The sequence below is a fragment of the Enterobacter sp. DN genome, from assembly GCF_046054285.1.
GTDB classification, from domain to species: domain Bacteria; phylum Pseudomonadota; class Gammaproteobacteria; order Enterobacterales; family Enterobacteriaceae; genus Enterobacter; species Enterobacter hormaechei_C.
The window spans coordinates 625,110-648,080 of sequence record NZ_JBJJTG010000002.1; the positions used below are offsets into that span (position 1 = coordinate 625,110).

The 22,971-nt window shown below is 56.9% G+C and carries 23 protein-coding genes and 2 pseudogenes; 16 read left to right on the plus strand and 9 right to left on the minus strand.

Annotated features, from left to right (window positions below):
* Positions 1-172 precede the first annotated feature (172 nt).
* The 3 genes from ACJTMZ_RS07580 to ACJTMZ_RS07590 are packed head-to-tail and all read left to right on the plus strand — an operon-like array spanning position 173 to position 1,586.
* Positions 173-733, plus strand: coding sequence for a hypothetical protein (locus ACJTMZ_RS07580; protein ID WP_017382526.1), 561 nt, complete (start codon positions 173-175; stop codon positions 731-733).
* Positions 730-1,086 carry a putative T6SS immunity periplasmic lipoprotein gene (locus tag ACJTMZ_RS07585; RefSeq protein WP_017694783.1) on the plus strand — a complete coding sequence of 119 codons (357 nt, stop codon included), beginning with the start codon at positions 730-732 and terminating at the stop codon, positions 1,084-1,086. The genes ACJTMZ_RS07580 and ACJTMZ_RS07585 overlap by 4 nt, the downstream gene beginning before the upstream one ends.
* Complete coding sequence (locus ACJTMZ_RS07590) at positions 1,086-1,586, plus strand: type VI secretion system tube protein Hcp (RefSeq protein WP_017694784.1); 501 nt, start codon at positions 1,086-1,088, stop codon at positions 1,584-1,586. The genes ACJTMZ_RS07585 and ACJTMZ_RS07590 overlap by 1 nt, the downstream gene beginning before the upstream one ends.
* A gap of 87 nt (positions 1,587-1,673) precedes the next feature.
* Here ACJTMZ_RS07590 and ACJTMZ_RS07595 read toward each other — a convergent pair whose 3' ends face one another.
* Together ACJTMZ_RS07595 and betT are read right to left on the minus strand one after the other, a co-directional pair.
* Positions 1,674-2,123 (minus strand): SymE family type I addiction module toxin, encoded by a 450-nt coding sequence (locus ACJTMZ_RS07595; RefSeq protein WP_074173866.1) that lies wholly within the window; start codon positions 2,121-2,123, stop codon positions 1,674-1,676.
* 380 nt (positions 2,124-2,503) lie between these two features.
* A complete protein-coding gene (gene betT, locus ACJTMZ_RS07600; RefSeq protein WP_045329137.1) occupies positions 2,504-4,537 on the minus strand; it encodes a choline BCCT transporter BetT in 2,034 nt (677 codons plus the stop codon).
* Between the two features lie 128 nt (positions 4,538-4,665).
* Here betT and betI point away from each other — a divergent pair, with 128 nt between their 5' ends.
* The 3 genes from betI to betA are packed head-to-tail and all read left to right on the plus strand — an operon-like array spanning position 4,666 to position 8,417.
* Entirely contained in the window at positions 4,666-5,253 is a 588-nt protein-coding gene (gene betI / locus ACJTMZ_RS07605) for a transcriptional regulator BetI (protein ID WP_017382531.1), read from the plus strand.
* Positions 5,254-5,266: 13 nt separating this feature from the next.
* Positions 5,267-6,739, plus strand: a complete 1,473-nt coding sequence (betB, locus tag ACJTMZ_RS07610; protein ID WP_017694352.1) for a betaine-aldehyde dehydrogenase — start codon at positions 5,267-5,269, stop codon at positions 6,737-6,739.
* Between the two features lie 13 nt (positions 6,740-6,752).
* Positions 6,753-8,417, plus strand: coding sequence for a choline dehydrogenase (gene betA / locus ACJTMZ_RS07615; protein WP_023303251.1), 1,665 nt, complete (start codon positions 6,753-6,755; stop codon positions 8,415-8,417).
* A gap of 93 nt (positions 8,418-8,510) precedes the next feature.
* Here betA and ACJTMZ_RS07620 read toward each other — a convergent pair whose 3' ends face one another.
* On the minus strand, positions 8,511-9,209 hold the full coding sequence (locus ACJTMZ_RS07620; protein ID WP_032103078.1) for a GNAT family N-acetyltransferase: 699 nt from the start codon (positions 9,207-9,209) through the stop codon (positions 8,511-8,513).
* Positions 9,210-9,409: 200 nt separating this feature from the next.
* On the opposite strand from ACJTMZ_RS07620, the gene ACJTMZ_RS07625 reads away from it, so the two are divergent.
* The 5 genes from ACJTMZ_RS07625 to ACJTMZ_RS07645 all read left to right on the plus strand — a co-directional run bounded on the left by ACJTMZ_RS07625 (position 9,410) and on the right by ACJTMZ_RS07645 (position 14,443).
* Positions 9,410-10,978 (plus strand): ABC transporter substrate-binding protein, encoded by a 1,569-nt coding sequence (locus ACJTMZ_RS07625; RefSeq protein ID WP_023303250.1) that lies wholly within the window; start codon positions 9,410-9,412, stop codon positions 10,976-10,978.
* A gap of 98 nt (positions 10,979-11,076) precedes the next feature.
* Positions 11,077-12,090, plus strand: coding sequence for an ABC transporter permease subunit (locus ACJTMZ_RS07630; protein WP_252010903.1), 1,014 nt, complete (start codon positions 11,077-11,079; stop codon positions 12,088-12,090).
* Positions 12,090-12,923, plus strand: coding sequence for an ABC transporter permease (locus ACJTMZ_RS07635; RefSeq protein WP_015571190.1), 834 nt, complete (start codon positions 12,090-12,092; stop codon positions 12,921-12,923). The genes ACJTMZ_RS07630 and ACJTMZ_RS07635 overlap by 1 nt, the downstream gene beginning before the upstream one ends.
* Complete coding sequence (locus ACJTMZ_RS07640) at positions 12,916-13,752, plus strand: ABC transporter ATP-binding protein (protein ID WP_032647613.1); 837 nt, start codon at positions 12,916-12,918, stop codon at positions 13,750-13,752. The genes ACJTMZ_RS07635 and ACJTMZ_RS07640 overlap by 8 nt, the downstream gene beginning before the upstream one ends.
* Complete coding sequence (locus tag ACJTMZ_RS07645) at positions 13,739-14,443, plus strand: ABC transporter ATP-binding protein (protein ID WP_408626892.1); 705 nt, start codon at positions 13,739-13,741, stop codon at positions 14,441-14,443. The genes ACJTMZ_RS07640 and ACJTMZ_RS07645 overlap by 14 nt, the downstream gene beginning before the upstream one ends.
* A 69-nt stretch (positions 14,444-14,512) precedes the next feature.
* Here ACJTMZ_RS07645 and ACJTMZ_RS07650 read toward each other — a convergent pair whose 3' ends face one another.
* The 4 genes from ACJTMZ_RS07650 to budA all read right to left on the minus strand — a co-directional run bounded on the left by ACJTMZ_RS07650 (position 14,513) and on the right by budA (position 18,387).
* Positions 14,513-14,986, minus strand: a complete 474-nt coding sequence (locus ACJTMZ_RS07650; RefSeq protein WP_017382537.1) for a cold-shock protein — start codon at positions 14,984-14,986, stop codon at positions 14,513-14,515.
* Between the two features lie 137 nt (positions 14,987-15,123).
* On the minus strand, positions 15,124-15,894 hold the full coding sequence (locus ACJTMZ_RS07655; protein ID WP_003858846.1) for a (S)-acetoin forming diacetyl reductase: 771 nt from the start codon (positions 15,892-15,894) through the stop codon (positions 15,124-15,126).
* A 20-nt stretch (positions 15,895-15,914) separates the two neighbouring features.
* Positions 15,915-17,594, minus strand: a complete 1,680-nt coding sequence (alsS, locus tag ACJTMZ_RS07660; RefSeq protein ID WP_023296074.1) for an acetolactate synthase AlsS — start codon at positions 17,592-17,594, stop codon at positions 15,915-15,917.
* Between the two features lie 13 nt (positions 17,595-17,607).
* Entirely contained in the window at positions 17,608-18,387 is a 780-nt protein-coding gene (gene budA, locus ACJTMZ_RS07665) for an acetolactate decarboxylase (protein ID WP_026094386.1), read from the minus strand.
* Positions 18,388-18,492: 105 nt separating this feature from the next.
* Here budA and ACJTMZ_RS07670 point away from each other — a divergent pair, with 105 nt between their 5' ends.
* Entirely contained in the window at positions 18,493-19,374 is an 882-nt protein-coding gene (locus tag ACJTMZ_RS07670) for a LysR family transcriptional regulator (protein ID WP_015571195.1), read from the plus strand.
* 548 nt (positions 19,375-19,922) lie between these two features.
* Here ACJTMZ_RS07670 and ACJTMZ_RS07675 read toward each other — a convergent pair.
* Positions 19,923-20,591 (minus strand): epoxyqueuosine reductase QueH, encoded by a 669-nt coding sequence (locus ACJTMZ_RS07675; protein WP_023296073.1) that lies wholly within the window; start codon positions 20,589-20,591, stop codon positions 19,923-19,925.
* 369 nt (positions 20,592-20,960) lie between these two features.
* Positions 20,961-21,113, minus strand: a pseudogene (locus ACJTMZ_RS07680) (ketopantoate reductase C-terminal domain-containing protein); the annotation flags it as partial.
* Between ACJTMZ_RS07680 and ACJTMZ_RS07685 the strand changes: the two are divergent.
* From ACJTMZ_RS07685 to ACJTMZ_RS07700, 4 genes and pseudogenes are all read left to right on the plus strand, one after another.
* A pseudogene (locus ACJTMZ_RS07685) lies at positions 21,109-21,332 on the plus strand (glutamate-cysteine ligase family protein); the annotation flags it as partial. The pseudogenes ACJTMZ_RS07680 and ACJTMZ_RS07685 sit on opposite strands and share 5 nt — an antisense overlap.
* Positions 21,333-21,675: 343 nt before the next feature.
* Positions 21,676-22,167, plus strand: a complete 492-nt coding sequence (locus ACJTMZ_RS07690) for an Hcp family type VI secretion system effector (protein WP_015571199.1) — start codon at positions 21,676-21,678, stop codon at positions 22,165-22,167.
* A 10-nt stretch (positions 22,168-22,177) separates the two neighbouring features.
* The gene (locus ACJTMZ_RS07695) at positions 22,178-22,534 is read left to right on the plus strand and encodes a tlde1 domain-containing protein (protein WP_006809708.1); all 357 of its coding nucleotides are present in this window, start codon (positions 22,178-22,180) and stop codon (positions 22,532-22,534) included.
* The gene (locus ACJTMZ_RS07700) at positions 22,531-22,965 is read left to right on the plus strand and encodes a hypothetical protein (protein WP_003858863.1); all 435 of its coding nucleotides are present in this window, start codon (positions 22,531-22,533) and stop codon (positions 22,963-22,965) included. The genes ACJTMZ_RS07695 and ACJTMZ_RS07700 overlap by 4 nt, the downstream gene beginning before the upstream one ends.
* Positions 22,966-22,971: the final 6 nt, after the last annotated feature.

Sequence of the window (22,971 nt, forward strand, 5' to 3'; positions counted from 1 at the left end):
AGCCTGTGCTATAAGGTATAGCACAGGCTATATTTAAATGAAAATAATTATCATTAAAGTTGTGTCAACCTGGACTGTCAGGCGGAATTTTTAGGAAATGTGCTTTCTTTTTTCTCTCACGGTCAGGAGTATTATTTACGGCCAATACCCATATTAACAAAAGGGAATTGATATGCCGGTTAATGAAAGAATTCACCCCACTTCGGGAACCCCGATTAATCCGGGCGGGATCCGACAGCTCACAATTGGTGAAATCGCCCTTGCGAAGACGCTTTACGGTTACAGCATCCGTTATCATCTGGTGTGGGTACACAGGGAAAGCTATCTTCCTTTTAATCTGCAACCCGTTGATGTGGCGATGAGTCCCAATGGGGAGATGTGGTACAGAGAGGAAACGTATTCGCCGGATTTTTCGCTAGAGGATGACATTGTTAAAAAACATCGATTCATGCATGAGATGATGCATGTCTGGCAAACTCAAAAAGGGATGTTTGTCAGAACAAGAGGATTATTTTCCGGTATTGCTGACTATACTTATAGCTTAGATAAAGTAGATTTATTGCATTATGGGTTAGAGCAGCAAGCATCAATTGTAAGCGATTACTGGTTATTGAAATACTTTGGTTTGGAGAGGAATGAAGAATTATTACAATACAGAGACTTAAAACTTAGGGAAAGCTTGTATTTCCTTCTGCAAAAATACAAAAATGTCTTAAAGGGATTTCCAGGATGAAGAACATATTTGTCATCTTTATCCTCTGCATTTTAATCACTGGATGCCCGGGAGGTAATCGAGCCCCCAAAAATAGATTTACATTTATTAATGGTAACCGCCTATGTTTTAGCATAGATAAAAATGACGTCCTGAACTTTTACACTATTTATTCAAGTAAAGATCATAAAATCACTATCGTAACAGGGTCGGGATATAATAATTTAGACATCTCCTACCCGGATACATGTTTAAATATAAAATGGAAAAATGGTCGTACTTACGTTATTCATTACGGATTAAACAATAAAAAATATGTACACCAATTCGATGTTGATAATAACGGAAAACAAATCAACTTAGGAGAATTATAATGTCATTACCCGCTTACTTATTTCTCTACGATGAGAACGGAATGCAGGTTCAGGGCGACTGTATGATGCCAGGCCGGGAAGGTGCTATCGAAATTATGAACAGCAGTTACGGCATAAAACAGGCAGTGGACAGCCATACCGGGAATATGACCGGAACACGGCAGCATGGTCCCGTTACTGTGCATAAGCAATTAGATAAAGTGAGCCCTTATCTTGCCGTTGCCGCCTGCGAGGGCAGACGGCTGCAAAAAGCCATTATCAAATATTATGAAATTGTTGAAGCGGGAGCAGAAAGAGAGATCTACACCATTACGCTTGACAGCGTGGTGATCGCATCTCTGGATTTCACGCATGTTTATTACCCGGGCAGTTCAGCCCCGAATATGCATGAAGTGGTGGGACTTCGATTCCGGGGCATTCAGTGGAATTATGTGAAAGGCAATATTCTTTATGGCGATGCATGGATGAAACCTGCACAGAAAGAGAAGAGTAACGCATAATTTACCTGGCTCATAAAGATCATTGCATGCTGCCGCTCAGAAACGGCGATCCTGGCATTCCCTGGATCGCCTGGTTAATCTTAAGCGCTACCCTTTTCCACTTTCGTTCACGGGCAAATCCCCCGTATCAATTAACGCTCCCGGAAACGTCTCCAGCCACTTCATCATCTTCAGTTTGTTGGTATACGTTGCACTGACGCCTTCCAGACAGCCCCACAGCTCACGGGAATTTTGCGGCGTAATCACAATACAATCCGGCATCACGCGGATCTTCACGGCTATTCCTGCTTTAAACCCTGCGCGGGTTAACCACGCGCCGGTTAACGGCAGATAGTTGCGCTCCATTCGAGTATAAAGTTCCACACAGGAGGAATCCGCCTCTCCTCTTTCATGAAGATACGCAGAGTGAACCGGCTCGTCATGCAACGCCCGGATGCGTTTTTTGCGTAGCTTCTCGCGATTTTCTTGCTGAATCTCTAGATCTGCATTTTCTGTTTGGGCAATAGCCCGCTCTGGCATAGAATTCTTCGCAGCCATAATCAACTCCCTTTTAGTTGTTTGTGGTTAGCGGTATGAAGGTGGTCGCACACCTTTGTACCGCGATTCCTTTTCTTACCTTTTTACCTATTCTTTCAAGATCTCAGTGCTGGCTTAACTGCCGCTATTATACTGCCATGGATAAATGTACAGGGGTCGAATATTAGGGAAATGCGAGGCGGCTCGAGTAAATAAAGAAAAATAAAATGGTGAATATAAAGAAAGGAAATATTGCCCTTCAGATCCAATGCTCATTAAACGCCTGATGGCGCTTCGCTTATCAGGCCTACGATAAACCGGTTTTGTAGGCCGGGTAAGGCATCGCCGCCACCCGGCATGAGGGCAGCGGCGCTGCCTTTGTAGGTTCTTCAGATCAAGCCTCAAACATCCGGGAACATCACGCTATTTCCCGGCGCTTCCCTGTGCAGATGGATAAAGTTCAGGTGCCGTTCATACTGGTCCAGAATGTCCGTGATCACCTGCTCCTTGCTGTAATCCATCAAATCATTCCCCTGGCTGCCTTCCAGCAGGAAGGTCTCAAGCCGGTAGTAGGTCGACTTCCCGCTGCGCGCCCGGTAGGTAAACCCGGGCACCGAATACTGCTGCGGCCAGATTTGATAGACAAAGTTCTGCTCGTCGCCCATGTGCACCAGCAGATCCAGGTGCCCCAGGGTTTCACCCTCCTCCGGCGGCAGGTTTTTCAGCTCCACGTAGGCGCCACGCAGCTTCAGCTCCTGGGCCACCTCTTCCATCGCCGGGAAACAGACCGTCTCCATCATCTGGCTGGTGTAGCGCGTGCCGGGGTAGTTCATCAGGCGCGAGAGACGTTTTTTCCAGCTCAGCCTGTCCTGCGCGCCCAGCGGACGCGGGGCGGTGTCGCGGCTGGCGCTGACGCGGCGGTAGTCTTCCACCTTAAGCGATTTATACAGCCCGGCCATCACGAAGAAGATCACGAAGCTGAACGGCAGGCCCATGATCACCGTGGTGTTCTGCAACGCCGAGATACCGTTGGTCATCAGCATGCCGAGCGTCAGCAGGCCGATGGCGACGGACCAGAAGATGCGCAGCCAGTTCGGCGCGTCGCTGTTAATGTCCTTGAGCTTCGAGGTGAAGTTCCCCAGCACCAGCGCGCCGGAGTCCGCCGAGGTGACGTAGAACAGCAGGCCGGTAATGGTCGCTACGGACGCGCTAAAGGTAAACGCCGGATACTGCGCCAGCAGGCTGTAGAAGCCGCGCTCCGGGTGCGCCATCGCTTCCTGGGCAAAAGTCGCATTGCCGTGGATGATCTCGTGCAGCGCGCTGTTGCCGAAAATCGACAGCCACAGCAGGGTAAAGGTGAACGGGATGATCAGCGTGCCCATCACGAACTGACGGATGGTGCGCCCACGCGAAATACGCGCCAGGAACAGGCCGACAAACGGCGACCACGCCACCCACCACGCCCAGAAGAAGAGCGTCCAGTTGTTCATCCACTCTGTCGGACGGTCAAAGGCGAAGCTGTTCAGCGTCATGCCCATAAAGCGATTTACGTAATCACCTACGTTCAGCACTAACGCATTCAGCAGGAACGAGGTGTCGCCCATAAACAGCACGAACAGGATCAGCCCCAGCGCCAGCGCGACGTTCAGCTCGGAGAGCACGCGAATCCCTTTATCCACGCCGGAGGTCACCGAGATGGTGGCGATAATCACCGACAGCGCAATCAGCGCCGCCTTCGCCGCCATCGAATCCGGGATGTCAAACAGCACGCTCAGCCCGTAGTTAAGCTGCACTACGCCAATTCCGAGCGTTGTCGCGATACCAAAGATGGTGCCGATCACCGCCGCGATGTCTACCGTGTGCCCAATAGGGCCGTTGATCTTTTTGCCGAAAATCGGGTACAGCGCGGAGCGGATGGTAAGGGGCAAATTATAACGATAGCTAAAGTATCCGAGCGCCATGCCCATCAGGGCATACATCGACCAGCCCGTCAGGCCGTAGTGGAAGAGCGTCCAGACCATCGCCTGGCGCGCGGCCTCCATCGTCTGCCCTGCCCCTTCCGGCGGCTGCATATACTGCGTGACCGGTTCCGCCACGGAGAAGAACATCAGGTCGATGCCGATGCCCGCGGCAAACAGCATCGCGGCCCAGCTCAGCAGGCTGAACTCGGGCTTAGACTGCTCTGGCCCGAGCTTCACCGAACCGAAGCGCGAGCAGGCAATGCAGACCACGAAGACGATATAGAGCGTCGCGGCCAGCAGATAGTACCAGCCGAAGGTCTTCGACACCCAGTTCAGGGTGCGCCCAATCCACTCGGCAGAAAAATCACGAAAGAAAATGGTCGTCAGGGAAAACAACAAAATCAGCCCGGCGGACGTATAAAAAACGACCGGGTTGATTTTGTCTTTTTCTCTGTCCTGTGAAAGGTCTGTCATCCAGTATCCCCACTGTTTTTGTAACTATTGAAATCCAAATCCGCAACAATTAAGACACATTTTATATTGAACGTCCAATCAAAAACCGCTTTAATAGTTAACCAACGCTGATGAATGGAGTGGCAAAAATGCCCAAAGTGGGGATGCAGCCGATCCGGCGCAGGCAGCTAATCGATGCCACGCTGGAAGCAATTAATGAAGTGGGAATGCATGACGCAACCATCGCGCAAATCGCCCGTCGGGCGGGCGTATCCACGGGGATCATCAGCCACTATTTCAAAGATAAAAACGGTCTGCTGGAAGCGACCATGCGTGACATCACCGGTCAGCTGCGCGACGCGGTATTAAGCCGTTTACGCGCCCTGCCGGACGGCAGCGCAGAGCAGCGATTGCAGGCGATTGTCGGCGGCAATTTTGATGAAACCCAGATCAGCGGCGCGGCGATGAAGGCCTGGCTGGCCTTCTGGGCCAGCAGCATGCATCAGCCGATGCTCTACCGTTTGCAGCAGGTCAGTAGCCGCCGGTTGCTCTCTAACCTGGTGTACGAGTTCCGCCGCGAGCTGCCGCGTGAACAGGCTGAAGAGGCGGGCTACGGGCTCGCCGCACTGATTGACGGGCTGTGGCTGCGCGCTGCGCTCAGCGGCAAACCGCTGGATAAAACCCTGGCCCAGTCGCTCACCAGCCACTTTATCAGCCAGCATTTACCGACCGATTAACCGAGGAGAATTTATGTCCCGAATGGCAGAACAGCAGCTTTATATCAATGGTGGTTACACATCGGCCACCAGCGGTCGCACCTTCGAGACCATCAACCCGGCGAACGGTGAAGTTCTGGCAACCGTGCAGGCCGCCGGGCGCGAAGACGTGGACCGCGCCGTGGAAAGCGCACAGCGCGGGCAGAAGATCTGGGCGGCGATGACCGCCATGGAGCGCTCGCGCATTTTGCGCCGCGCCGTCGATATCCTGCGCGAGCGCAACGACGAGCTGGCAACGCTGGAAACCCTCGACACCGGTAAAGCGTATTCCGAAACCTCGACCGTCGACATCGTTACCGGCGCGGACGTGCTGGAGTACTACGCGGGGCTGATCCCGGCGCTGGAAGGCAGCCAGATCCCGCTGCGCGACACCTCGTTCGTCTACACCCGCCGCGAGCCGCTGGGCGTGGTGGCGGGCATCGGCGCGTGGAACTACCCGATCCAGATCGCCCTGTGGAAATCCGCCCCGGCGCTGGCGGCGGGCAACGCGATGATCTTCAAGCCGAGCGAAGTGACTCCGCTTACCGCCCTGAAACTGGCGGAGATCTACACCGAAGCAGGCGTGCCGGACGGCGTGTTTAACGTCCTGCCGGGCGTGGGCGCAGAGACCGGCCAGTTCCTGACCGAGCATCCGGGCATCGCCAAAGTCTCCTTCACCGGTGGCGTGGCCAGCGGCAAAAAGGTGATGGCGAACTCGGCGGCCTCGTCCCTGAAAGAGGTGACGATGGAGCTGGGCGGTAAATCTCCGCTGATAGTGTTTGACGACGCGGATCTGGATCTCGCGGCAGATATCGCCATGATGGCGAACTTCTTCAGCTCCGGTCAGGTGTGCACCAACGGCACCCGCGTGTTCGTACCCGCGAAGGTCAAAGCCGCGTTTGAGCAAAAAATCGTTGAGCGCGTGGGCCGCATCCGCGCGGGCGACCTGTTCGATGAAAACACCAACTTTGGCCCGATGGTCAGCTTCCCGCACCGCGACAGCGTGCTGCGCTACATCGCCAAAGGCAAAGAGGAAGGCGCGCGCGTGCTGTGCGGCGGCGACGTGCTGAAGGGTGACGGCTTTGACAACGGCGCGTGGGTGGCCCCGACCGTGTTCACCGACTGCACCGACGAAATGACCATCGTGCGCGAAGAGATCTTCGGCCCGGTGATGTCCATTCTTACCTATGACACTGACGAAGAGGCCATTCGCCGCGCCAATGATACCGACTACGGTCTGGCGGCGGGCATCGTCACCGCCGATCTGAACCGCGCCCACGGCGCTATTCATCAGCTCGAAGCGGGCATCTGCTGGATCAACACCTGGGGTGAATCCGCCGCAGAGATGCCGGTCGGTGGCTACAAACACTCCGGCATTGGCCGTGAGAACGGCGTCATGACGCTTCAGAGTTACACCCAGGTGAAGTCCATCCAGGTTGAGATGGGTAAATTCCAGTCCATATTTTAACCGGGAGGTTTATTTGCAATTTGACTACATCATTATCGGAGCCGGCTCTGCCGGCAACGTACTGGCAACACGACTGACTGAAGATCCGAACACCACCGTCCTGCTGCTTGAGGCGGGCGGGCCGGACTACCGCTTTGACTTCCGCACCCAGATGCCTGCCGCGCTGGCCTTCCCGTTGCAGGGCAAGCGCTACAACTGGGCGTATGAAACCGAGCCAGAGCCTTTCATGAACAATCGCCGCATGGAGTGCGGACGGGGTAAAGGGCTGGGCGGCTCGTCGCTGATCAACGGCATGTGCTACGTGCGCGGCAACGCAATGGATCTGGACAACTGGGCGAAAGAACCGGGTCTGGAGCACTGGAGCTATCTGAACTGCCTGCCCTACTACCGCAAAGCAGAGACCCGCGACGTGGGGCCGAACGACTACCACGGCGGCGACGGTCCGGTGAGCGTCACCACCTCTAAGCCGGGCGTGAACCCGCTGTTTGAAGCGATGGTAGAGGCGGGCGTGCAGGCGGGCTACCCGCGCACCGACGATCTCAACGGCTATCAGCAGGAAGGCTTCGGTCCGATGGACCGCACGGTCACGCCGCAGGGCCGACGCGCCAGCACCGCGCGCGGCTATCTGGACCAGGCCAAACCGCGCCCGAACCTGACCATCCGCACCCACGCCATGACCGATCACATTATCTTTGACGGCAAGCGCGCGGTGGGCGTCGAGTGGCTGGAAGGCGAAAGCACCATTCCGTCAAAAGCGACAGCGAAGAAAGAGGTACTGCTGTGCGCGGGCGCCATCGCGTCTCCGCAGATCCTCCAGCGCTCCGGCGTGGGCAACGCTGAACTGCTGAAGCAGTTTGATATCCCGCTGGTACATGATTTACCCGGCGTGGGGGAAAACTTGCAGGATCACCTGGAGATGTACCTTCAGTATGAATGTAAGGAGCCGGTCTCACTCTACCCTGCCCTGCAATGGTGGAACCAGCCGAAGATTGGCGCGGAGTGGCTGTTTGGCGGCACAGGCGTGGGCGCGAGCAACCACTTCGAAGCGGGCGGGTTTATCCGCAGCCGCGAGGAGTTCGAGTGGCCAAACATTCAGTATCACTTCCTGCCGGTGGCGATTAACTACAACGGCTCGAACGCGGTGAAAGAACATGGCTTCCAGTGCCACGTTGGCTCCATGCGCTCGCCGAGCCGCGGCCACGTGCGCATCAAGTCGCGCGATCCGCACCAGCATCCGGCGATCCTGTTCAACTACATGTCCCACGAGCAGGACTGGCAGGAGTTCCGCGACGCGATCCGCATCACCCGCGAGATCATGCACCAGCCTGCGCTGGACAAGTATCGCGGTCGTGAAATCAGCCCGGGCATCGAATGCCAGACCGACGAACAGCTGGACGAGTTCGTGCGCAACCACGCCGAAACCGCCTTCCACCCGTGCGGCACCTGCAAAATGGGCTACGACGAAATGGCGGTGGTTGACGGCGAAGGCCGGGTTCACGGGCTGGAAGGGCTGCGCGTAGTGGATGCGTCGATTATGCCGCAGATTATCACCGGCAACCTGAACGCCACCACCATTATGATTGGCGAAAAGATTGCCGACGCCATTCGCGGGCGCGAGCCGCTGGCGAAGAGCACGGCGGCGTATTATGTGGCGGATGGGGCGCCGGTTCGCCGCTGAGTGCGAACTTCTCCCCTCACCCCGGCCCTCTCCCAAAGGGAGAGGGTGTCATCGTCCCCTCTCCCTCTGGGAGAGGGTTAGGGTGAGGGGAAATTATTGCCGAAATGCTTCAAGCCGCTTAACCTGCCGTCCTTCCCCGTCAAAATTCTCCGCCGCCAGCCAGGCGCGCAGCTCTGCATCGCGCTGCGGCCATTCGCCGTCAATAATCGAAAGCATATCGCTGTCGCGGTTGCGTCCTTTACGCACCAGCTTCTGGCGCAGGCGCCCTTCCCAGACAAACCCCAGCCGCTCCGCCGCGTTGCGTGAGGCGATGTTCATCGAATCGCACTTCCACTCCAGCCGGCGATATTGATGCTCAAAGGCATTTTTCAGCAGCAGCCACACCGCTTCGGTACCCACGCGGGTGCCCTTCATTCTGCGCGACCAGGTGACGTGGCCGATCTCAACCGAGCCCTGAAAGCGTTCTATCGCCATATAGCTGACCAGCCCTACCGCCTTTTCGGTGCGCAGATCGATAACGGCAAAGGGCACCAGGTCGTCATCCAGCACCTTTCCCAGCACCCAGTGCGCAGTGGCCTCAACGCTCACAGGCTGGGTGCTGGCAAGCCACGTCCAGTCGCTGTCGTCACCCAGCGCATAGGCTTCAAACAAATCAGCCGAATGGCGGTCAGCATCCAGCGGCTCCAGGCGGCAATACTGCCCGGTGAGCAGGGTACGGGTTAACGCGCGGGCGCATTTCCAGTCCGGGACAATATCATTAACGGTTTGACCATGTTGATTGATTTCGGGCACGGCGGTGACTCCCTGAAAGGTAAGGAGTTTGTTATAGCAGGTTAAAAAGCGAACGAAAAGAGAGGTGACTCATAACCAGACCGAATGCGTTATTCCCGGAGGGCATAAGCAAAGCAGAATTTCGACTTTGAGGAAATCCTCAGCCAGCCTACCGTAACGGTGCATAAAACAATCACAATATATTTTCTTCAGGGATCGCTATGAATAAAAAACTGCTGCCGTTACTGGTGCTGGCTGCGCTCTCAAGCGCTGCTCACGCCGCTACCCCGCCCAACACGCTGGTTGTCGCCCAGGGTCTGGATGATATCGTGAGCCTTGACCCGGCCGAAGCCAACGAACTTTCCAGCATCCAGACCGTACCGAGTTTGTATCAGCGTCTGGTACAGCCGGACCGCGATAACCCGGAAAAAATCACCCCGGTTCTGGCCGAAAGCTGGGAAGCGGACGCGGCAGCAAAAACCCTGACCATCAAACTTAAGCCCGATGCAAAATTTGCCTCCGGCAACCCGCTGCGCCCGGAAGATGTGATCTTCTCATATACCCGCGCCGTGACGCTGAACAAATCCCCGGCGTTTATCCTCAACGTACTGGGCTGGGACGCCAGCAACATCGCCAGCCAGCTGAAGAAAGTGGACGACCATACCCTCACGCTTCGCTGGACGGCGGACGTCAGCCCGTCGGTAGCGCTGAATATACTCTCCACGCCGATTGCCTCCATCGTCGATGAAAAGCAGGTTGCGGCGAACGTGAAGGATAACGACTTCGGCAACGCGTGGTTAAAAATGCACTCTGCGGGCAGCGGCGCGTTCAAAATGCGCGTTTACCAGCCGCATCAGGCCATCGTGCTGGAAGCCAACGAATCCGCGCCCGGCGGCGCGCCGAAGCTTAAAAGCATCATCATTAAAAACGTCCCCGATCCCGCTTCCCGCCGCCTGCTGATCCAGCAGGGTGATGCGGACGTGGCGCGCGATCTGGGTGCAGACCAGATAATCGCCCTCAGCGGCAAGCCGGGCGTGAAGGTGCTTAGCATCCCTTCTGCCGAGCAAAACTATCTGGTGTTTAACACCGGCAACAGCGCTAACCCGCTGCTGAATAATCCAGCGTTCTGGGAAGCCTCGCGCTGGCTGGTGGATTATGAAGGCATCACCAAGGACCTGCTGAAAGGCCAGTATTTTGTTCATCAGAGCTTCCTGCCGGTCGGCCTGCCGGGCGCGCTGGAGGACAATCCGTTCACGTTTGACCCGGCAAAAGCAAAAGCGATCCTCGCCAGGGCGGGCATCAAAGACGCGCATTTCACGCTGGACGTAGAGAATAAACCGCCGTTCATCACCATCGCGCAATCCATGCAGGCGAGCTTCGCTCAGGGCGGCGTGAAGGTGGATCTGCTGCCCGCGGCGGGTAGCCAGGTGTACGCCCGCGTGCGTGCGAAACAGCATCAGGCGGCCATACGTCTGTGGATCCCGGACTACTTCGATGCACACTCCAACGCCAGCGCCTTCGCATGGAATGACGGGAAATCCAGCACCGTGGCCGGGCTTAACGGCTGGAAAATTCCGGAGCTGAACAACGCTACGCTGGCGGCGGTTGCCGAGCCGGATCCGGCAAAACGTCTGGATCTGTATAAGAAGATGCAGGAACAGTTACAGCATAACTCGCCGTATGTGTTCGTTGACCAGGGCAAAACCCAGATCGTGGTGCGCGATAACGTGAAGGGGTATCAGCAGGGGCTGAACGCGGATATGGTCTGGTACGATCGCGTTACGAAGTAGCCCTTGTTGCCGGGTGGCGCTGCGCTTACCCGGCCTACGTTCCTGGTTTTTGCAGGCCGGGTAAGGCGAAGCCGCCACCCGGCATAAAGAGATTTCCCATGCCACATCTTTCCACCCACGTGCTTCAGGGTCTGCTGACTCTCCTGCTCACGCTGTTCGGGCTACTGCTGGTCACGTTTGCGCTCTCTGCCTTTTCCCCGGTCGATCGCGTATTGCAGATCGTCGGCGATCACGCCAGCCAGTCCACTTACGATCAGGTTCGCCACCAGCTTGGGCTGGATCGGCCTCTTCCCGTACAGTTCTGGCACTACCTGCAAAACCTCGCTCACGGTGATTTAGGCACCGCCAGCGCTACCGGTCAGCCGGTATTGCAGGACCTGCTGCACGCCTTTCCCGCCACGCTGGAACTGGCAACGCTGGCGCTAATTATCGGCACGGTACTCGGCGTGATTGCGGGTGTACTGTGCGCCCGCTACGCCGGTTCGCCACTGGACTTAGCGATCAGAACGCTCACCCTGCTCGGCAATTCGGTGCCAATATTCTGGCTCGGACTGCTGATGCTGGCTCTGTTCTACGCGAAACTACAGTGGAGCGCTGGCCCCGGCAGGCTGGACGACATCTGGCAATTCACCGTTGAGCCACGAACCGGATTTGCGCTGGTTGATACCTGGCTTTCCGGCGACCGCGAGGCGTTCCGCAACGCCATCAGCCACCTGGTGCTGCCGGTACTGCTGCTGGCCTACTACTCGCTGGCAAGTATCACCCGACTGACGCGCTCCGCCTGTCTGAGCGAGATGAACAAAGAGTACATATTGCTCGCCCGCGCCAAGGGCGCTGGAGAGATGACCATCCTGCTGCGTCACGTGCTGCCGAACATTCGCAGTACCCTATTGACGGTGATTGCGCTGGCCTACACCAGCATGCTGGAGGGCGCGGTATTAACCGAAACCGTCTTCTCGTGGCCGGGCATCGGGCGCTACCTCACCACGGCCCTGTTCGCCGGTGACACCACCGCCGTGATGGGCGGCACGCTGCTGATTGGCGTCTGCTTTGTTCTGATCAATAACCTTACCGACCTGCTTGTGCGGGCGACCGATCCCAGGGTGCGCTAATGCCGTTTTATCTCTTCTTACGCCGCCTGCGCCGCTCCCCTGCCGCGTTTTGCGGGCTGATCGCCATCGCGCTGCTGGTGCTTATTGCCCTGTTCGCGCCGTGGCTTGCGCCGCATGATCCCAACTGGCAGGACGCCGCCGCGCGTCTGCAACCGCCCAACGCGCAGCACTGGCTGGGTACCGACAGCTATGGGCGGGATCTGCTCTCCCGATTAATCTACGGCACCCGTCCGGCACTGGGGCTGGTGGCCTTAGTCACCGTTATTACCCTCCCCGCCGGTCTGCTGGTGGGGATTTTGTCAGGCTACTACGGCGGCTGGATGGAGCGCATCCTGATGCGCTTTACCGACGTGGTGATGTCGATGCCGCGCCTGATCCTCGCCTTCGCGTTTGTCGCGATGCTCGGCCCCGGTCTGGTGAACGGCGCGCTGGCGCTGGCCTTAACGACCTGGCCTGCCTATGCGCGCCAGGCGCGCAGTGAAATCCAGCGTCTGCGCCACAGCGATTATCTGGCCGCCGCGGAGATGATGGGCATTCGCGGCCCGCGCCTGCTGGTCGGCCATATTCTGCCCCTGTGCCTGCCCTCCGCGATTGTACGGCTGGCGCTGGATCTGGCCGGGATCATTCTGGCCGCCGCCGGGCTGGGCTTCCTTGGCCTGGGCGCACGTCCACCGATGGCGGAATGGGGCGCGATGATAGCCGACGGCATGCAGGTCATTTTTGACCAGTGGTGGATTGCCGCCATTCCAGGCGGGGCGATTCTGTTTGCCAGCCTGGCCTTTAACCTGCTGGGCGATGGCCTGCGCGACGTACTGGAGCCACAGCATGACTGAACACCGCGTCATCGTCGATGCGCTAAATATCGACTACCCCGCCGCGCGCGTGGTCAACAACCTGAGCTTTACGTTAGGCAACGAGCGGCTGGCGCTGGTGGGAGAATCCGGCTCCGGCAAGTCCATGTCTGCCCGCGCCCTGCTGGGGCTGGTGCGCAAGCCCGGCATCGTGAGCGCTAAGCGGCTTAACGTGCTTGGCAACGACCTGCTGACCCTGAACAGCCGCCGCTGGCAGGCGCTGCGCGGCAACGGCATTGCGATGGTTCTACAGGACCCGCGCTACGCGCTAAACCCGGTGAAAACCGTCGCCGCCCAGCTTGATGAGGCGCTGACCCTCCATCAGCGCCTGCCCCGCGCCGAACGCCTGGCGCGCATTCACGATATCATCCGCGCCGTGGGGCTGAACGAGCACGTGCTCCAGCGCTATCCCGGCGAACTCTCCGGCGGCATGGGCCAGCGCGTGATGATCGCCATTGCGCTCGTCAACAACCCACAGGTGCTGATCGCCGACGAACCGACTTCCGCGCTGGACGCACGCCTGCGCAACCAGATCCTGGAGCTGCTGGTACAGCAGTGCGAGGCGCGGCAGATGGCGATGCTGTTAATCAGCCACGATTTGCCGCTCGTCGCGGAACACTGTGACCGCGTGCTGGTGATGTATCAGGGTGAGAAAGTTGATGAAATGGCGGCGAGCCAGTTGCCGCAGGCAACCCATCCTTACACGCGCACGCTCTGGACCTGCCGCCCGAACGCCGGGACGTTTGGCCAGATGCTGCCGACGCTCGACCGTTCGCAACCGTGGAAGGAGGCCGACAATGGCACTCGTTGAGGTTAACCAGCTCCGGGTGAGTTTTGGTGAAAAAACGGCGGTTTCCGCCGCCAGTTTTGCGATCGAAAAAGGCGAAACCTTCAGCCTGATCGGTGAATCCGGCTGCGGCAAATCGACTCTTCTGCGCGTGCTGGCGGGGCTGCTGCGCGAGTGGAATGGCCACATTTCCGTCCTCGGGGAAAATTTACGGCCAGGACGACGTTTTGAAGGCGCGCTTCGCCGTAACGTGCAGATGGTGTTCCAGGATCCGTGGGCGTCTTTGCACCCGAACCACACCATTGCCCGCACCCTGTCGGAGCCGTTAAACTTCCACGGCGAAACCCAGGTTGCCGAAAAGGTGGCGGATGCGCTGCAACAGGTGGGTCTGGCTGCCGACGCCAGCAGGCGTTACCCGCATCAGCTTTCCGGCGGACAGCGTCAGCGCGTGACCATCGCCCGCGCGCTGCTGCTGCGCCCGCAGCTTCTGCTGCTGGATGAACCGACCTCGGCGCTGGATATGTCGGTACAGGCGGAGATCCTGAACCTGCTCAACCGCCTGAAGGCGCAGCACGGCATGACCTACCTGCTGGTGAGCCACGATGCGGACGTGATTGCGCATATGTCCGACCGGGCGGCATTTATGGCGCACGGGGAGATCCAGCGGGTATTTGACCGTGAAGCCATGTTGCAGGGGGAGCACAGGATGGGGTAAACCGTGCGGCGGCGAGTGCCGCACGCATTTCGTAGGCCGGGTAAGGCGTAGCCGCCACCCGGCAAAAAATCACTTCAGCAGCTTCACCGTGGCATCAATGTCGATCTCATCTTCAGTGAAGATCATCGTCGTGTTCTGGAAGGTGGTGATCGCCAGCTTCTTCACCGTGCGCATTTCGCCCGGCTTTTTCTCGGTTTTTGGTTTGATGCTGTTCATCAGCAGCCCCACCGACAGCACCGCATTCTCTTTGTCGATTTTGGTCTCAACGGGCTCTTCCTCGCTGAACACCACGAAGGATTTAATTGAGGTGAGCTTCACGCGCTCGCCCGCAATATAAAGATGCTTACTCTCCGGGATCACCTTCACCGCATACGCGGAAAGGCCTTTGCTGTTGGTGGTTGGCTCGAAGGTCACCGCCGCATCTTTTTTAATCAGATCAGGGTTGGCGACCTTAATCACATGAAAATAGCGGTTGTCGCCGTTTTCATCTTTGATAAATCCAAAGCCTTTATCTTTAAACCACGTTGTGATTGTACCGTTCATCGCTGTTACCGCCTGTCAGATCTCAAGACTAAAGTTTTGCAGCGCGCAGTGTAATGCACAATGGCTGACGAGACAAAAAAAAGCCCCTGCACGGGAGCAGGGGAAAGTTCATGTCAGAGCTTTTTAGTATTGTGTATTTAGTTGAACACCATCCCACCATCAATCAGCAGCGACTGACCGGTCATGTAGTCGGAATCCGGCCCGGCGAGGTAAGAGACGCAGGCAGCCACGTCTTCCGGCTCGGACAAACGGCCAAGCGTGATGCGTTTGGCAAAGGTTTCCGTCCCGTAGCCAAGCGGTTTACCCGCCGCCTCGGAGACCTGACGGTCGATTTCCGCCCACATCGGCGTTTTGACGATCCCCGGGCAGTAGGCGTTAACAGTGATCCCCAGCGGCGCGAGATCCCGCGCGGCGGTCTGGGTTAAGCCGCGCACCGCGAATTTACTGGAACTGTAGACGGCCAGCTCCGGGTTACCGGTGTGGCCCGCCTGGGAGCAGGCGTTGATGATCTTGCCGCCGTGCCCCTCTTTACGAAACGCGTCAATTGCGGCCTGAATGCCCCAGATCACCCCTTTCACGTTGATGTTGTAAACCTTGTCGACAATCTCCGGCGTGATGGATTCGATGGGCGTGGACGGCGCCACCCCGGCGTTATTGACGATGACGTTAAAACCGCCCAGCGCGGTGCGGGCTTTTTCCACCGCCGCGAACACCTGCTCGCGGTCAGAGACGTCCACCTTCACGGCGACGGCCTTCCCGCCGTTACGGGTGATCTCATCCGCGACCGCTTTCGCCGTCTCTTCGTTGTAATCCGCAATAGCAACGGCAAAACCATCCTTCACCAGGCGAAGCGCGATCGCTTTGCCAATCCCCTGGCCGGAGCCGGTTACGAGAGCCACTTTTTGCATTTCTCTGTCCTTATATTGATTCACAAAATCTGGCTGAGATGGAGCTGGCCCATCAGCAGCGGGTTATCGCTGTAGTCGACGGGAATGGCCACCACGGCCGGGCCATCGACATCCATTGCCGCACGCAGCGTCGGTTCGAGCGCATCGGCGCTCTCGACAGCAAAGCCTTTCGCACCGAACGCGTCGGCATAAACTTTGAAATCGACCGGGCCGAACTCGACGCCGGAAAGCCTCTGGTATTTTTTCTCTTCCTGGATGGCCACCATGTTGTAGGCGTTATCCACCCAGATGATGTGCAGCACATTGGCGTTGAGGCGTACGGCGGTTTCCAGCTCCATGCTCGACTGCAAAAAGCCGCCGTCCCCGGAGACCGAGACCACCTTGCGCCCCGGGTTGACCAGCCACGCGCCAATAGCCCACGGCAGCGCCACGCCCATGGTCTGCTGACCGTTGGAGATCATCACCTGACGCGCCCGGAAGCTGTAGAGGTAGCGGGCGATCCAGATGTGGAAGCTGCCCATGTCGACGGTGAGCGTCACGTCGTTGTTCACGATGTCCTGCATGGCGCGCACGATGCGCAGCGGATGCAGGGCAAACTGGTTAAGCGATGCGCCGCGACGGTCGAGGAGGTCCCGCTGATGCTGGCGATCGACAAGAATTTCCGAGGCGCGCTGGCTGAGTTCAAGTTTGTGCTCGATTCGACTGGCAAGCAGATTCAGCGTGGCGGCAATATCCCCGACCAGTTCCAGATCGGGAACATACTTGCGCTCCTCATAGGCGGGCAGCACGTCAATGTGCACCAGCGTGGCGTCGCCGCTGTTCCACATGGACGGCTCGTACTCCACCGGGCTGTAGCCGATGCAGATAATCAGGTCCGCCAGATGCAGCAGCCGGTCGCCCGCCTGGTTGTTAAAGAGGCCGACGCGTCCGGCGAAGCGGGTGAAGTGTTCCTGATTCACCGCCCCGGCGGCCTGATAGGTGCTGGTGACCGGAATACGGCTTCTCTCCAGCAGCTTATGCAGCGCGGCGCTGTTGGCGGGCTGGCTGGCCATCAGGCCGAGTAAGATGACCGGGTTTTTGGCCTTCGCGATAAGCTTCGCCACGTCGTTGATGGCTGACTCCGGCGCCGGGCCCATCAGCGCCGCGGTGCTGGCGGGTAAAATAGCCCCCGTGGTGGGCTGGTCGACAATATCCTGCGGCAGGCTGACAAACGCCCCGCCCGGCCTGCCCTGCTCGGCAGCGCGAAACGCGTTCGACACCACCTCGGCAATCGCGTCCGGTGAATTAACTTCGACGGCGTATTTGGTGACCGGGCTGAACATGGCGACGGTATCCATGCTCTGGTGCACCAGTTTCGCTTTATCTGCCCGCTTCACCGCCCCGCCCAGCGCCACCACCGGGTCACCTTCGCTGTTGGCGGTGGCGATGCCGGTGATCAGGTTGGAGCAGCCCGGCCCGGAGGTGACCAGCGCGACCCCGGCCTTACCGGTTAGCCGCCCTACCGCTGCCGCCATAAACGCCGCGTTCGCCTCGTGACGCACCGGGATAATCTCGATGGAGGAGTCCAGCAGGGAGTCAAAGACCTTGTCGATTTTTGCGCCCGGTATGCCGAACACCTGCTTCACACCCTGCGCTTCCAGCTGGCCGACAACCATATCGGCGCCGTGCGCCCACTGACGTGACTGTTTCTCACTGTTCACGGTAGTTCTCCTGTTAGTTTTCGACGGCGCGGATAGCCGCATCAAGGTTGCTGGGGTGCAGGTTGGCCTGTAAAAACGCGCTGTCGGCGGGCAGGTCAATCATCAGCTTGTGGATTTCGCCGAAGGTGAGCACGCCGTTCTCCAGCTGATAGTCGAGCAGGTGGCCCCCGCCCTGACGGTCGTCGGTGATAAAGTGTTCGTGATAGCCCGCCACGTTAATGCCCTGCATATGCTGCGGGGTGCGGAACCCGACCAGTACGCCCTCGCGCTGGTTAAAGCGGAACACCGGCTGGTCATCCAGCACGTCGGTCATCGCCCGGTACGGCGGTGTCTGGCGCGGTACGGTGCGGGTGTGCGCGTGGCGGAAATTGCCGTCGATGCGCAGCGCGCAGAACAGGTTATCGGAGGGGATTTGCTTGTCGATCACGTCGTGGATCTGCTGACGGCTGACCGGCCCGTCGAAGGCCTTGCGGTACTGCGGCTGGAACCAGGTCATCACCGCGAACGGCGTTTTTTGCTCCGGCTTCGCGGCGCGGGCGCTGCCGTCGGCGCGCAGCTGGTACACCTGGCTGCTGAAGGCAATCATTTCACCGTCCAGCTCGTTAAAGGTACCGAGACCAAAATCACCGTGTGCCAGCAGGTCGGCGATGGTCGTCTCCCCTTCGTAGACGCCGCTTAGCAGGGCGCTCATTAGCGATGTCTGATAGATCACGCTGTCAGGATGCTGAGCCGAGAACCCACGCAGGGTCTCGCATAAACTCGCCTCACAGTCGCATGCAGATGAATGCATCATCATGCCCGTCCTCTTCAACTTTATTTATAAAGGTTAAATAAATGTTGACCCGATTCAGCAGAGAGTTCCAATATAGAATCCATGCTGGTTTGAGACGTTTTTGATATGGAACTTCGTTATCTGCGCTATTTTGTCGCGGTAGCACGCGAGCGACACTTCACCAGGGCGGCCAAAGCGCTGGGTATTTCACAGCCTCCTCTGAGTCAGCAGATCAAACGGCTCGAAGAGGAAGTGGGCACGCCGCTGTTCAGGCGCCTGACGCGGGGCGTGGAGCTGACCGAAGCGGGAGAGGCCTTCTATGAGGACGCCTGTAAGATCCTGGCGCTGAGCGATGCCGCGCTGGAGAAAGCCCGGGGCATCGCGCGCGGGCTGAACGGCAGCCTGTCGATTGGCATCACCAGTTCAGATGCTTTTCATCCCAAAATCTTCGCCCTGATTCGCCAGTTTCAGGTGCAGAACATGGCTGTGCAGGTTCACCAGGTGGAAGCCAATATGTCGTCGCTGACGACGATGCTGGCGGAGGGTGAGCTGGATATCGCCTTTGTGCGCCTGCCGTGCGAAAGCAGTAAGGTGTTCGAATTAAAAATCCTCGATCGGGAGCCGATGGTGGTGGCGCTGCATCGCGATCATCCTCTGGCGGCATGTGGCGATCTGGCGCTGGATGAGCTGCGGGATACGCCGGTGGTGCTGTTCCCCCAGGAGGTAGCACCGGGGCTGTATGACCGCGTTTACGGCAGCTGCGAGCGGGCCGGGATCGATATGCAACACACGCTGCAATCTTCACAACTTTCCTCTTCCCTGAGCATGGTCTCCGCTGGCGGCGGGTTCGCGCTGGTGCCGAAATCCATGGCCGCTATTTCTCCGCCGAATGTCACCTACCATGCGCTGCGCTCGCCGGAGCTTTATACCGATATCGCGCTCTGCTGGCGGCGCTTTGAGCGTTCGCGGACGGTGAAGCGGTTTCTGGCGATGATGAGCGAGGAGTAGCTACGGTGTGGCTGTGCCCGGCGGCGCTGCGCTTGCGCGGGCCTACGGTTCGTGTCGCGGGTTGGTTGGCTTGTTGGCGGTTTTGTAGGCCGGGTAAGGCGCAGCCGCCACCCGGCAATGCCCTTTGGAAGCCGCCTCGCAAACTTTTAAGCAACCTTATGTAATTCAGGGGCATCCCTTTTCATCCCTTCTTCACCTGCAACTTCCCGATTCTGCGGATCTCTTTGAACTGGCTGGCACCTGTGCGGCATACGTGAGCGTACTGGTGGAAATGGACGATGCGGTGACATTTTCCACGCTCTGTAAGCAACTGCTGGGTTGTTAGCGGAGTTTGTGAAGGAGCATTATATAACGGCTCACTGAGTCGGCCTTACACAAAGGACAACGTTGTTTGATGAATGACGGTTAAGAGCGTTCAGCAGGCTTCGATGCCAGATCGACTTTCAGCCATCTCATGACTAAAAATTACTGTTCGTGCCGGGTGGGGCATGCAATTGTTAGAGGAATGCACAGGAAGGCGGTCACGCCACAGAGGGCGTGACATAAAATCAGGCCTGGTCGTCTTCTTTACCGTAGTAAAGCTTACCGATCTGAATGAGAGGACGGCCCTGGGATTTGCGGTGCAGGTTGCTGTCACGCAGTGAATAAACGCAGCCGCAGTATTCCTGCTGGTAGAACTGCTCGCGCTTGCTGATTTCAATCATGCGCGACGAACCGCCCTGTTTCCGCCAGTTATAGTCCCAATAGACCATACCCGGATAGTGGGCGGCGGCTCGCTGACCGCAGTCGTTGATTTGCTGCATATTTTTCCAGCGAGAGATGCCCAGTGAGCTGCTAATCACGTTGAAGCCATTTTCAGCGGCGTAAAGCGCAGTCCGCTCAAAGCGCATGTCAAAACACATGGTGCAGCGAATGCCGCGCTCGGGTTCCCATTCCATGCCTTTGGCGCGCTCAAACCAGTTATCTGTATCGTAATCCGCATCAATAAACGGTACGCCGTGCTGTTCGGCAAAGCGAATATTCTCATCCTTACGAATCAGATACTCTTTCTGCGGATGAATGTTCGGATTGTAGAAGAAGATGGTGTAGTCGATCCCTGAGGCCTGGATCGCCTCCATTACCTCACCAGAACACGGAGCGCAACAGGAGTGCAGCAGCAGTTTATCAGCCCCGTTTGGGAGTTCTAGTTTAGGGCGTTTGAAATCAGCGGTAGTCATAAATTTATTTGATGAGGTAATGAGGACTGAAAACAGTGTAGCATCAGAGCTGTGCTATCGGGAATGGCGGCCAGTCTCATACATATCCCGCAATGCCTGTTATTGACACATAGCGGACGCATCTTTCACACGTTTCTATATAACCTGGTTAGCAAAACTATCTCCGCTGCACTTCTTCTCAGCAAGCAATTCCTGAATACGCTACGCAAATTAAACAAATATTTCAGACCAAGATAGATCAGGCACGTTAACGCTGGATCATATGCGCGCTGGCGAAGCGTTTTGGTTTGCCGGTGAGTGCGTTTGTAGGGAACTGATGCGAGGTTTTCACCCAGACCAATTCCCCAGACGTTAATACCACTATCTCTCTCACCCCGGCCCCTCGCTCCCCGCCGCCAGCAGCGGCATCACCACATCGCTGACGGGCACCGCAATCCCGTGCCTGCGGCCATAGCGCTGGATCACGCCGTTGCGTATGTCCCACTCCATCAGGCGATCCGCCTGACGGTCGGACAGGATCGACAGCATTAAAGATCTGCACTGGGACATTCGCCCCAGCCCGCACATTAGCACCATGCAGGTGCGGTCGACGGATAAGCCGCTGACGCTCAACAACGCGATTAATATCGCCTGGCTGATCCAGGCCACGTCACACTGGCTGCTGACCACGCGGCCTTATAAGCATCAGGAACGGGATTTTCTGCGGTACCTCTTTACCGTTTTCAGGTGTGTCGCTACGGATAGGTGGATATTCAGACGAGCCGTTATGAGTTTTTAAACAATTAATAAAGAGTCAAATAGACAGAATACCCAATAAACATTCAAGTATTTATTACATCTTCAATTAATATTCACTTAATTATTATTTAAGCAAAACCACCGTATTAATCATTAACAATTTATCCAGATCCAAACCATAAGCCCCCATACTTTCTTAATTTGCATCAACGAAACCGCAGATCGTTTTATATCCACCCTGTACAAAATTGACGGCCAATTTTGTACGCGCTAGCGTTGCACTAGTTACGTAACAAGCTAAACCATAAGGTCTTTTCAGGATTTCCTTAAATGGAGTTTTAAACAAATGGCTATTCCCGCTTATTTATGGCTTAAAGATGACGGCGGCGCCGATATAAAAGGCTCTGTCGATATATATGGACGTGAAGGTAGCATCGAGATTATCGCCTTAAATCACGGCATAATGCAGCCCACGGACAAGCATAACGGCAAGGCGACAAGTCTTCGCATCCATTCCCCCTATTCTTTCGATAAAGAGATCGACGCTTCCAGCCCCTATTTGTATAAGGCTGTTAGCACGGGCCAGAAGCTAAAATCCGCAGAGACAAAGTTTTACCGTATCAACGATGCTGGTCAGGAAGTGGAATATTTTTCCACCCTTCTGGAAGGCGTGAAGATCGCCAGCGTCTGTCCAATGATGCTTGATATCAAAGATCCTGACTATGAGAAGCATAACCATCTTGAGCTGGTAGAGCTGCTCTATGAAAAAATTACCTGGCGCTACGTGGACGGTAAAATCATGCATTCAGATAGCTGGAATGACCGTAAGACGGCATAAGGAGAACGTTATGGGATGGAAGTATGAGCAATCAACTGGCAAGATGTATAAAGACGGCAAATTAATTGAGACAGGATATTCCGGTGCCCTTACCAATAAAAATAATCCGGACCGTCAGCATGTGAAGGGTCTGGGTCCATTGCCGCGCGGAACATATAAAATTGCGGGACATTCGAATTCTAAAGGACCCATTACCATTATCCTTGAGCAAACTTCGGGAGAGAGTTTTGGTCGTTCAGAGTTCCGCATTCATGGTGACCATAAGTACGGTCCAGCCGGATTTGCTTCGGAGGGGTGCATTATTCTCTCACTGTCAACGCGACGTAAAATCCTTCGTGACGGCGGTGAGCTTGAGGTAGTGCGATGAAATATCCAATCGTCCTGCTGCTTTGTGCGCTCACTGTCCCAGCCATTGCAGCCAGCACTGACTGGCCATCAGCACTTCATGGAATCGCCTCAGGTGACACACACTGGATTGAGCAAGCCCCAACGCTGGCTGCCACGGCTGACGTCAGGCAGGCGCAACTGCTGGAGGATGCTTTGGCCGCAGCGCTCACAACAAACACCAGCGCCACACTGAAAGCGCTCCAGACCATTGACGCGGGAAAGTGGCCGCACATGGTTGGCAGCGATATCGTCTGCACGCCGCCTCTAGAGAAATCCCCCGCCGAAGTCGACGCGTTCTATCAGCGCACCCGCCGGGCGCTGCTGGATACGGTTGAGGGTGCTCAGTGCCTCTGGATCCTGGAAGCAACAATGGAAGAGCTAAACGCTGAGAAAGCCCGTCAGGGTAAGTAAGAGAGT

Bases quoted from the DNA above. Each gene is read 5' to 3' on its own strand.
- ACJTMZ_RS07625 (WP_023303250.1), top strand. From the start codon at position 9,410: ATGAATAAAAAACTGCTGCCGTTACTGGTGCTGGCTGCGCTCTCAAGC.
- ACJTMZ_RS07595 (WP_074173866.1), bottom strand. From the start codon at position 2,123: ATGGCTGCGAAGAATTCTATGCCAGAGCGGGCTATTGCCCAAACAGAA.
- betI (WP_017382531.1), top strand. From the start codon at position 4,666: ATGCCCAAAGTGGGGATGCAGCCGATCCGGCGCAGGCAGCTAATCGAT.
- ACJTMZ_RS07700 (WP_003858863.1), top strand. From the start codon at position 22,531: ATGAAATATCCAATCGTCCTGCTGCTTTGTGCGCTCACTGTCCCAGCC.
- ACJTMZ_RS07645 (WP_408626892.1), top strand. From the start codon at position 13,739: ATGGCACTCGTTGAGGTTAACCAGCTCCGGGTGAGTTTTGGTGAAAAA.
- ACJTMZ_RS07580 (WP_017382526.1), top strand. From the start codon at position 173: ATGCCGGTTAATGAAAGAATTCACCCCACTTCGGGAACCCCGATTAAT.
- ACJTMZ_RS07675 (WP_023296073.1), bottom strand. From the start codon at position 20,591: ATGACTACCGCTGATTTCAAACGCCCTAAACTAGAACTCCCAAACGGG.
- ACJTMZ_RS07585 (WP_017694783.1), top strand. From the start codon at position 730: ATGAAGAACATATTTGTCATCTTTATCCTCTGCATTTTAATCACTGGA.
- ACJTMZ_RS07630 (WP_252010903.1), top strand. From the start codon at position 11,077: ATGCCACATCTTTCCACCCACGTGCTTCAGGGTCTGCTGACTCTCCTG.
- ACJTMZ_RS07590 (WP_017694784.1), top strand. From the start codon at position 1,086: ATGTCATTACCCGCTTACTTATTTCTCTACGATGAGAACGGAATGCAG.
- ACJTMZ_RS07635 (WP_015571190.1), top strand. From the start codon at position 12,090: ATGCCGTTTTATCTCTTCTTACGCCGCCTGCGCCGCTCCCCTGCCGCG.
- ACJTMZ_RS07695 (WP_006809708.1), top strand. From the start codon at position 22,178: ATGGGATGGAAGTATGAGCAATCAACTGGCAAGATGTATAAAGACGGC.
- betB (WP_017694352.1), top strand. From the start codon at position 5,267: ATGTCCCGAATGGCAGAACAGCAGCTTTATATCAATGGTGGTTACACA.
- ACJTMZ_RS07670 (WP_015571195.1), top strand. From the start codon at position 18,493: ATGGAACTTCGTTATCTGCGCTATTTTGTCGCGGTAGCACGCGAGCGA.
- ACJTMZ_RS07690 (WP_015571199.1), top strand. From the start codon at position 21,676: ATGGCTATTCCCGCTTATTTATGGCTTAAAGATGACGGCGGCGCCGAT.
- ACJTMZ_RS07655 (WP_003858846.1), bottom strand. From the start codon at position 15,894: ATGCAAAAAGTGGCTCTCGTAACCGGCTCCGGCCAGGGGATTGGCAAA.
- ACJTMZ_RS07650 (WP_017382537.1), bottom strand. From the start codon at position 14,986: ATGAACGGTACAATCACAACGTGGTTTAAAGATAAAGGCTTTGGATTT.
- ACJTMZ_RS07640 (WP_032647613.1), top strand. From the start codon at position 12,916: ATGACTGAACACCGCGTCATCGTCGATGCGCTAAATATCGACTACCCC.
- betT (WP_045329137.1), bottom strand. From the start codon at position 4,537: ATGACAGACCTTTCACAGGACAGAGAAAAAGACAAAATCAACCCGGTC.
- budA (WP_026094386.1), bottom strand. From the start codon at position 18,387: ATGATGCATTCATCTGCATGCGACTGTGAGGCGAGTTTATGCGAGACC.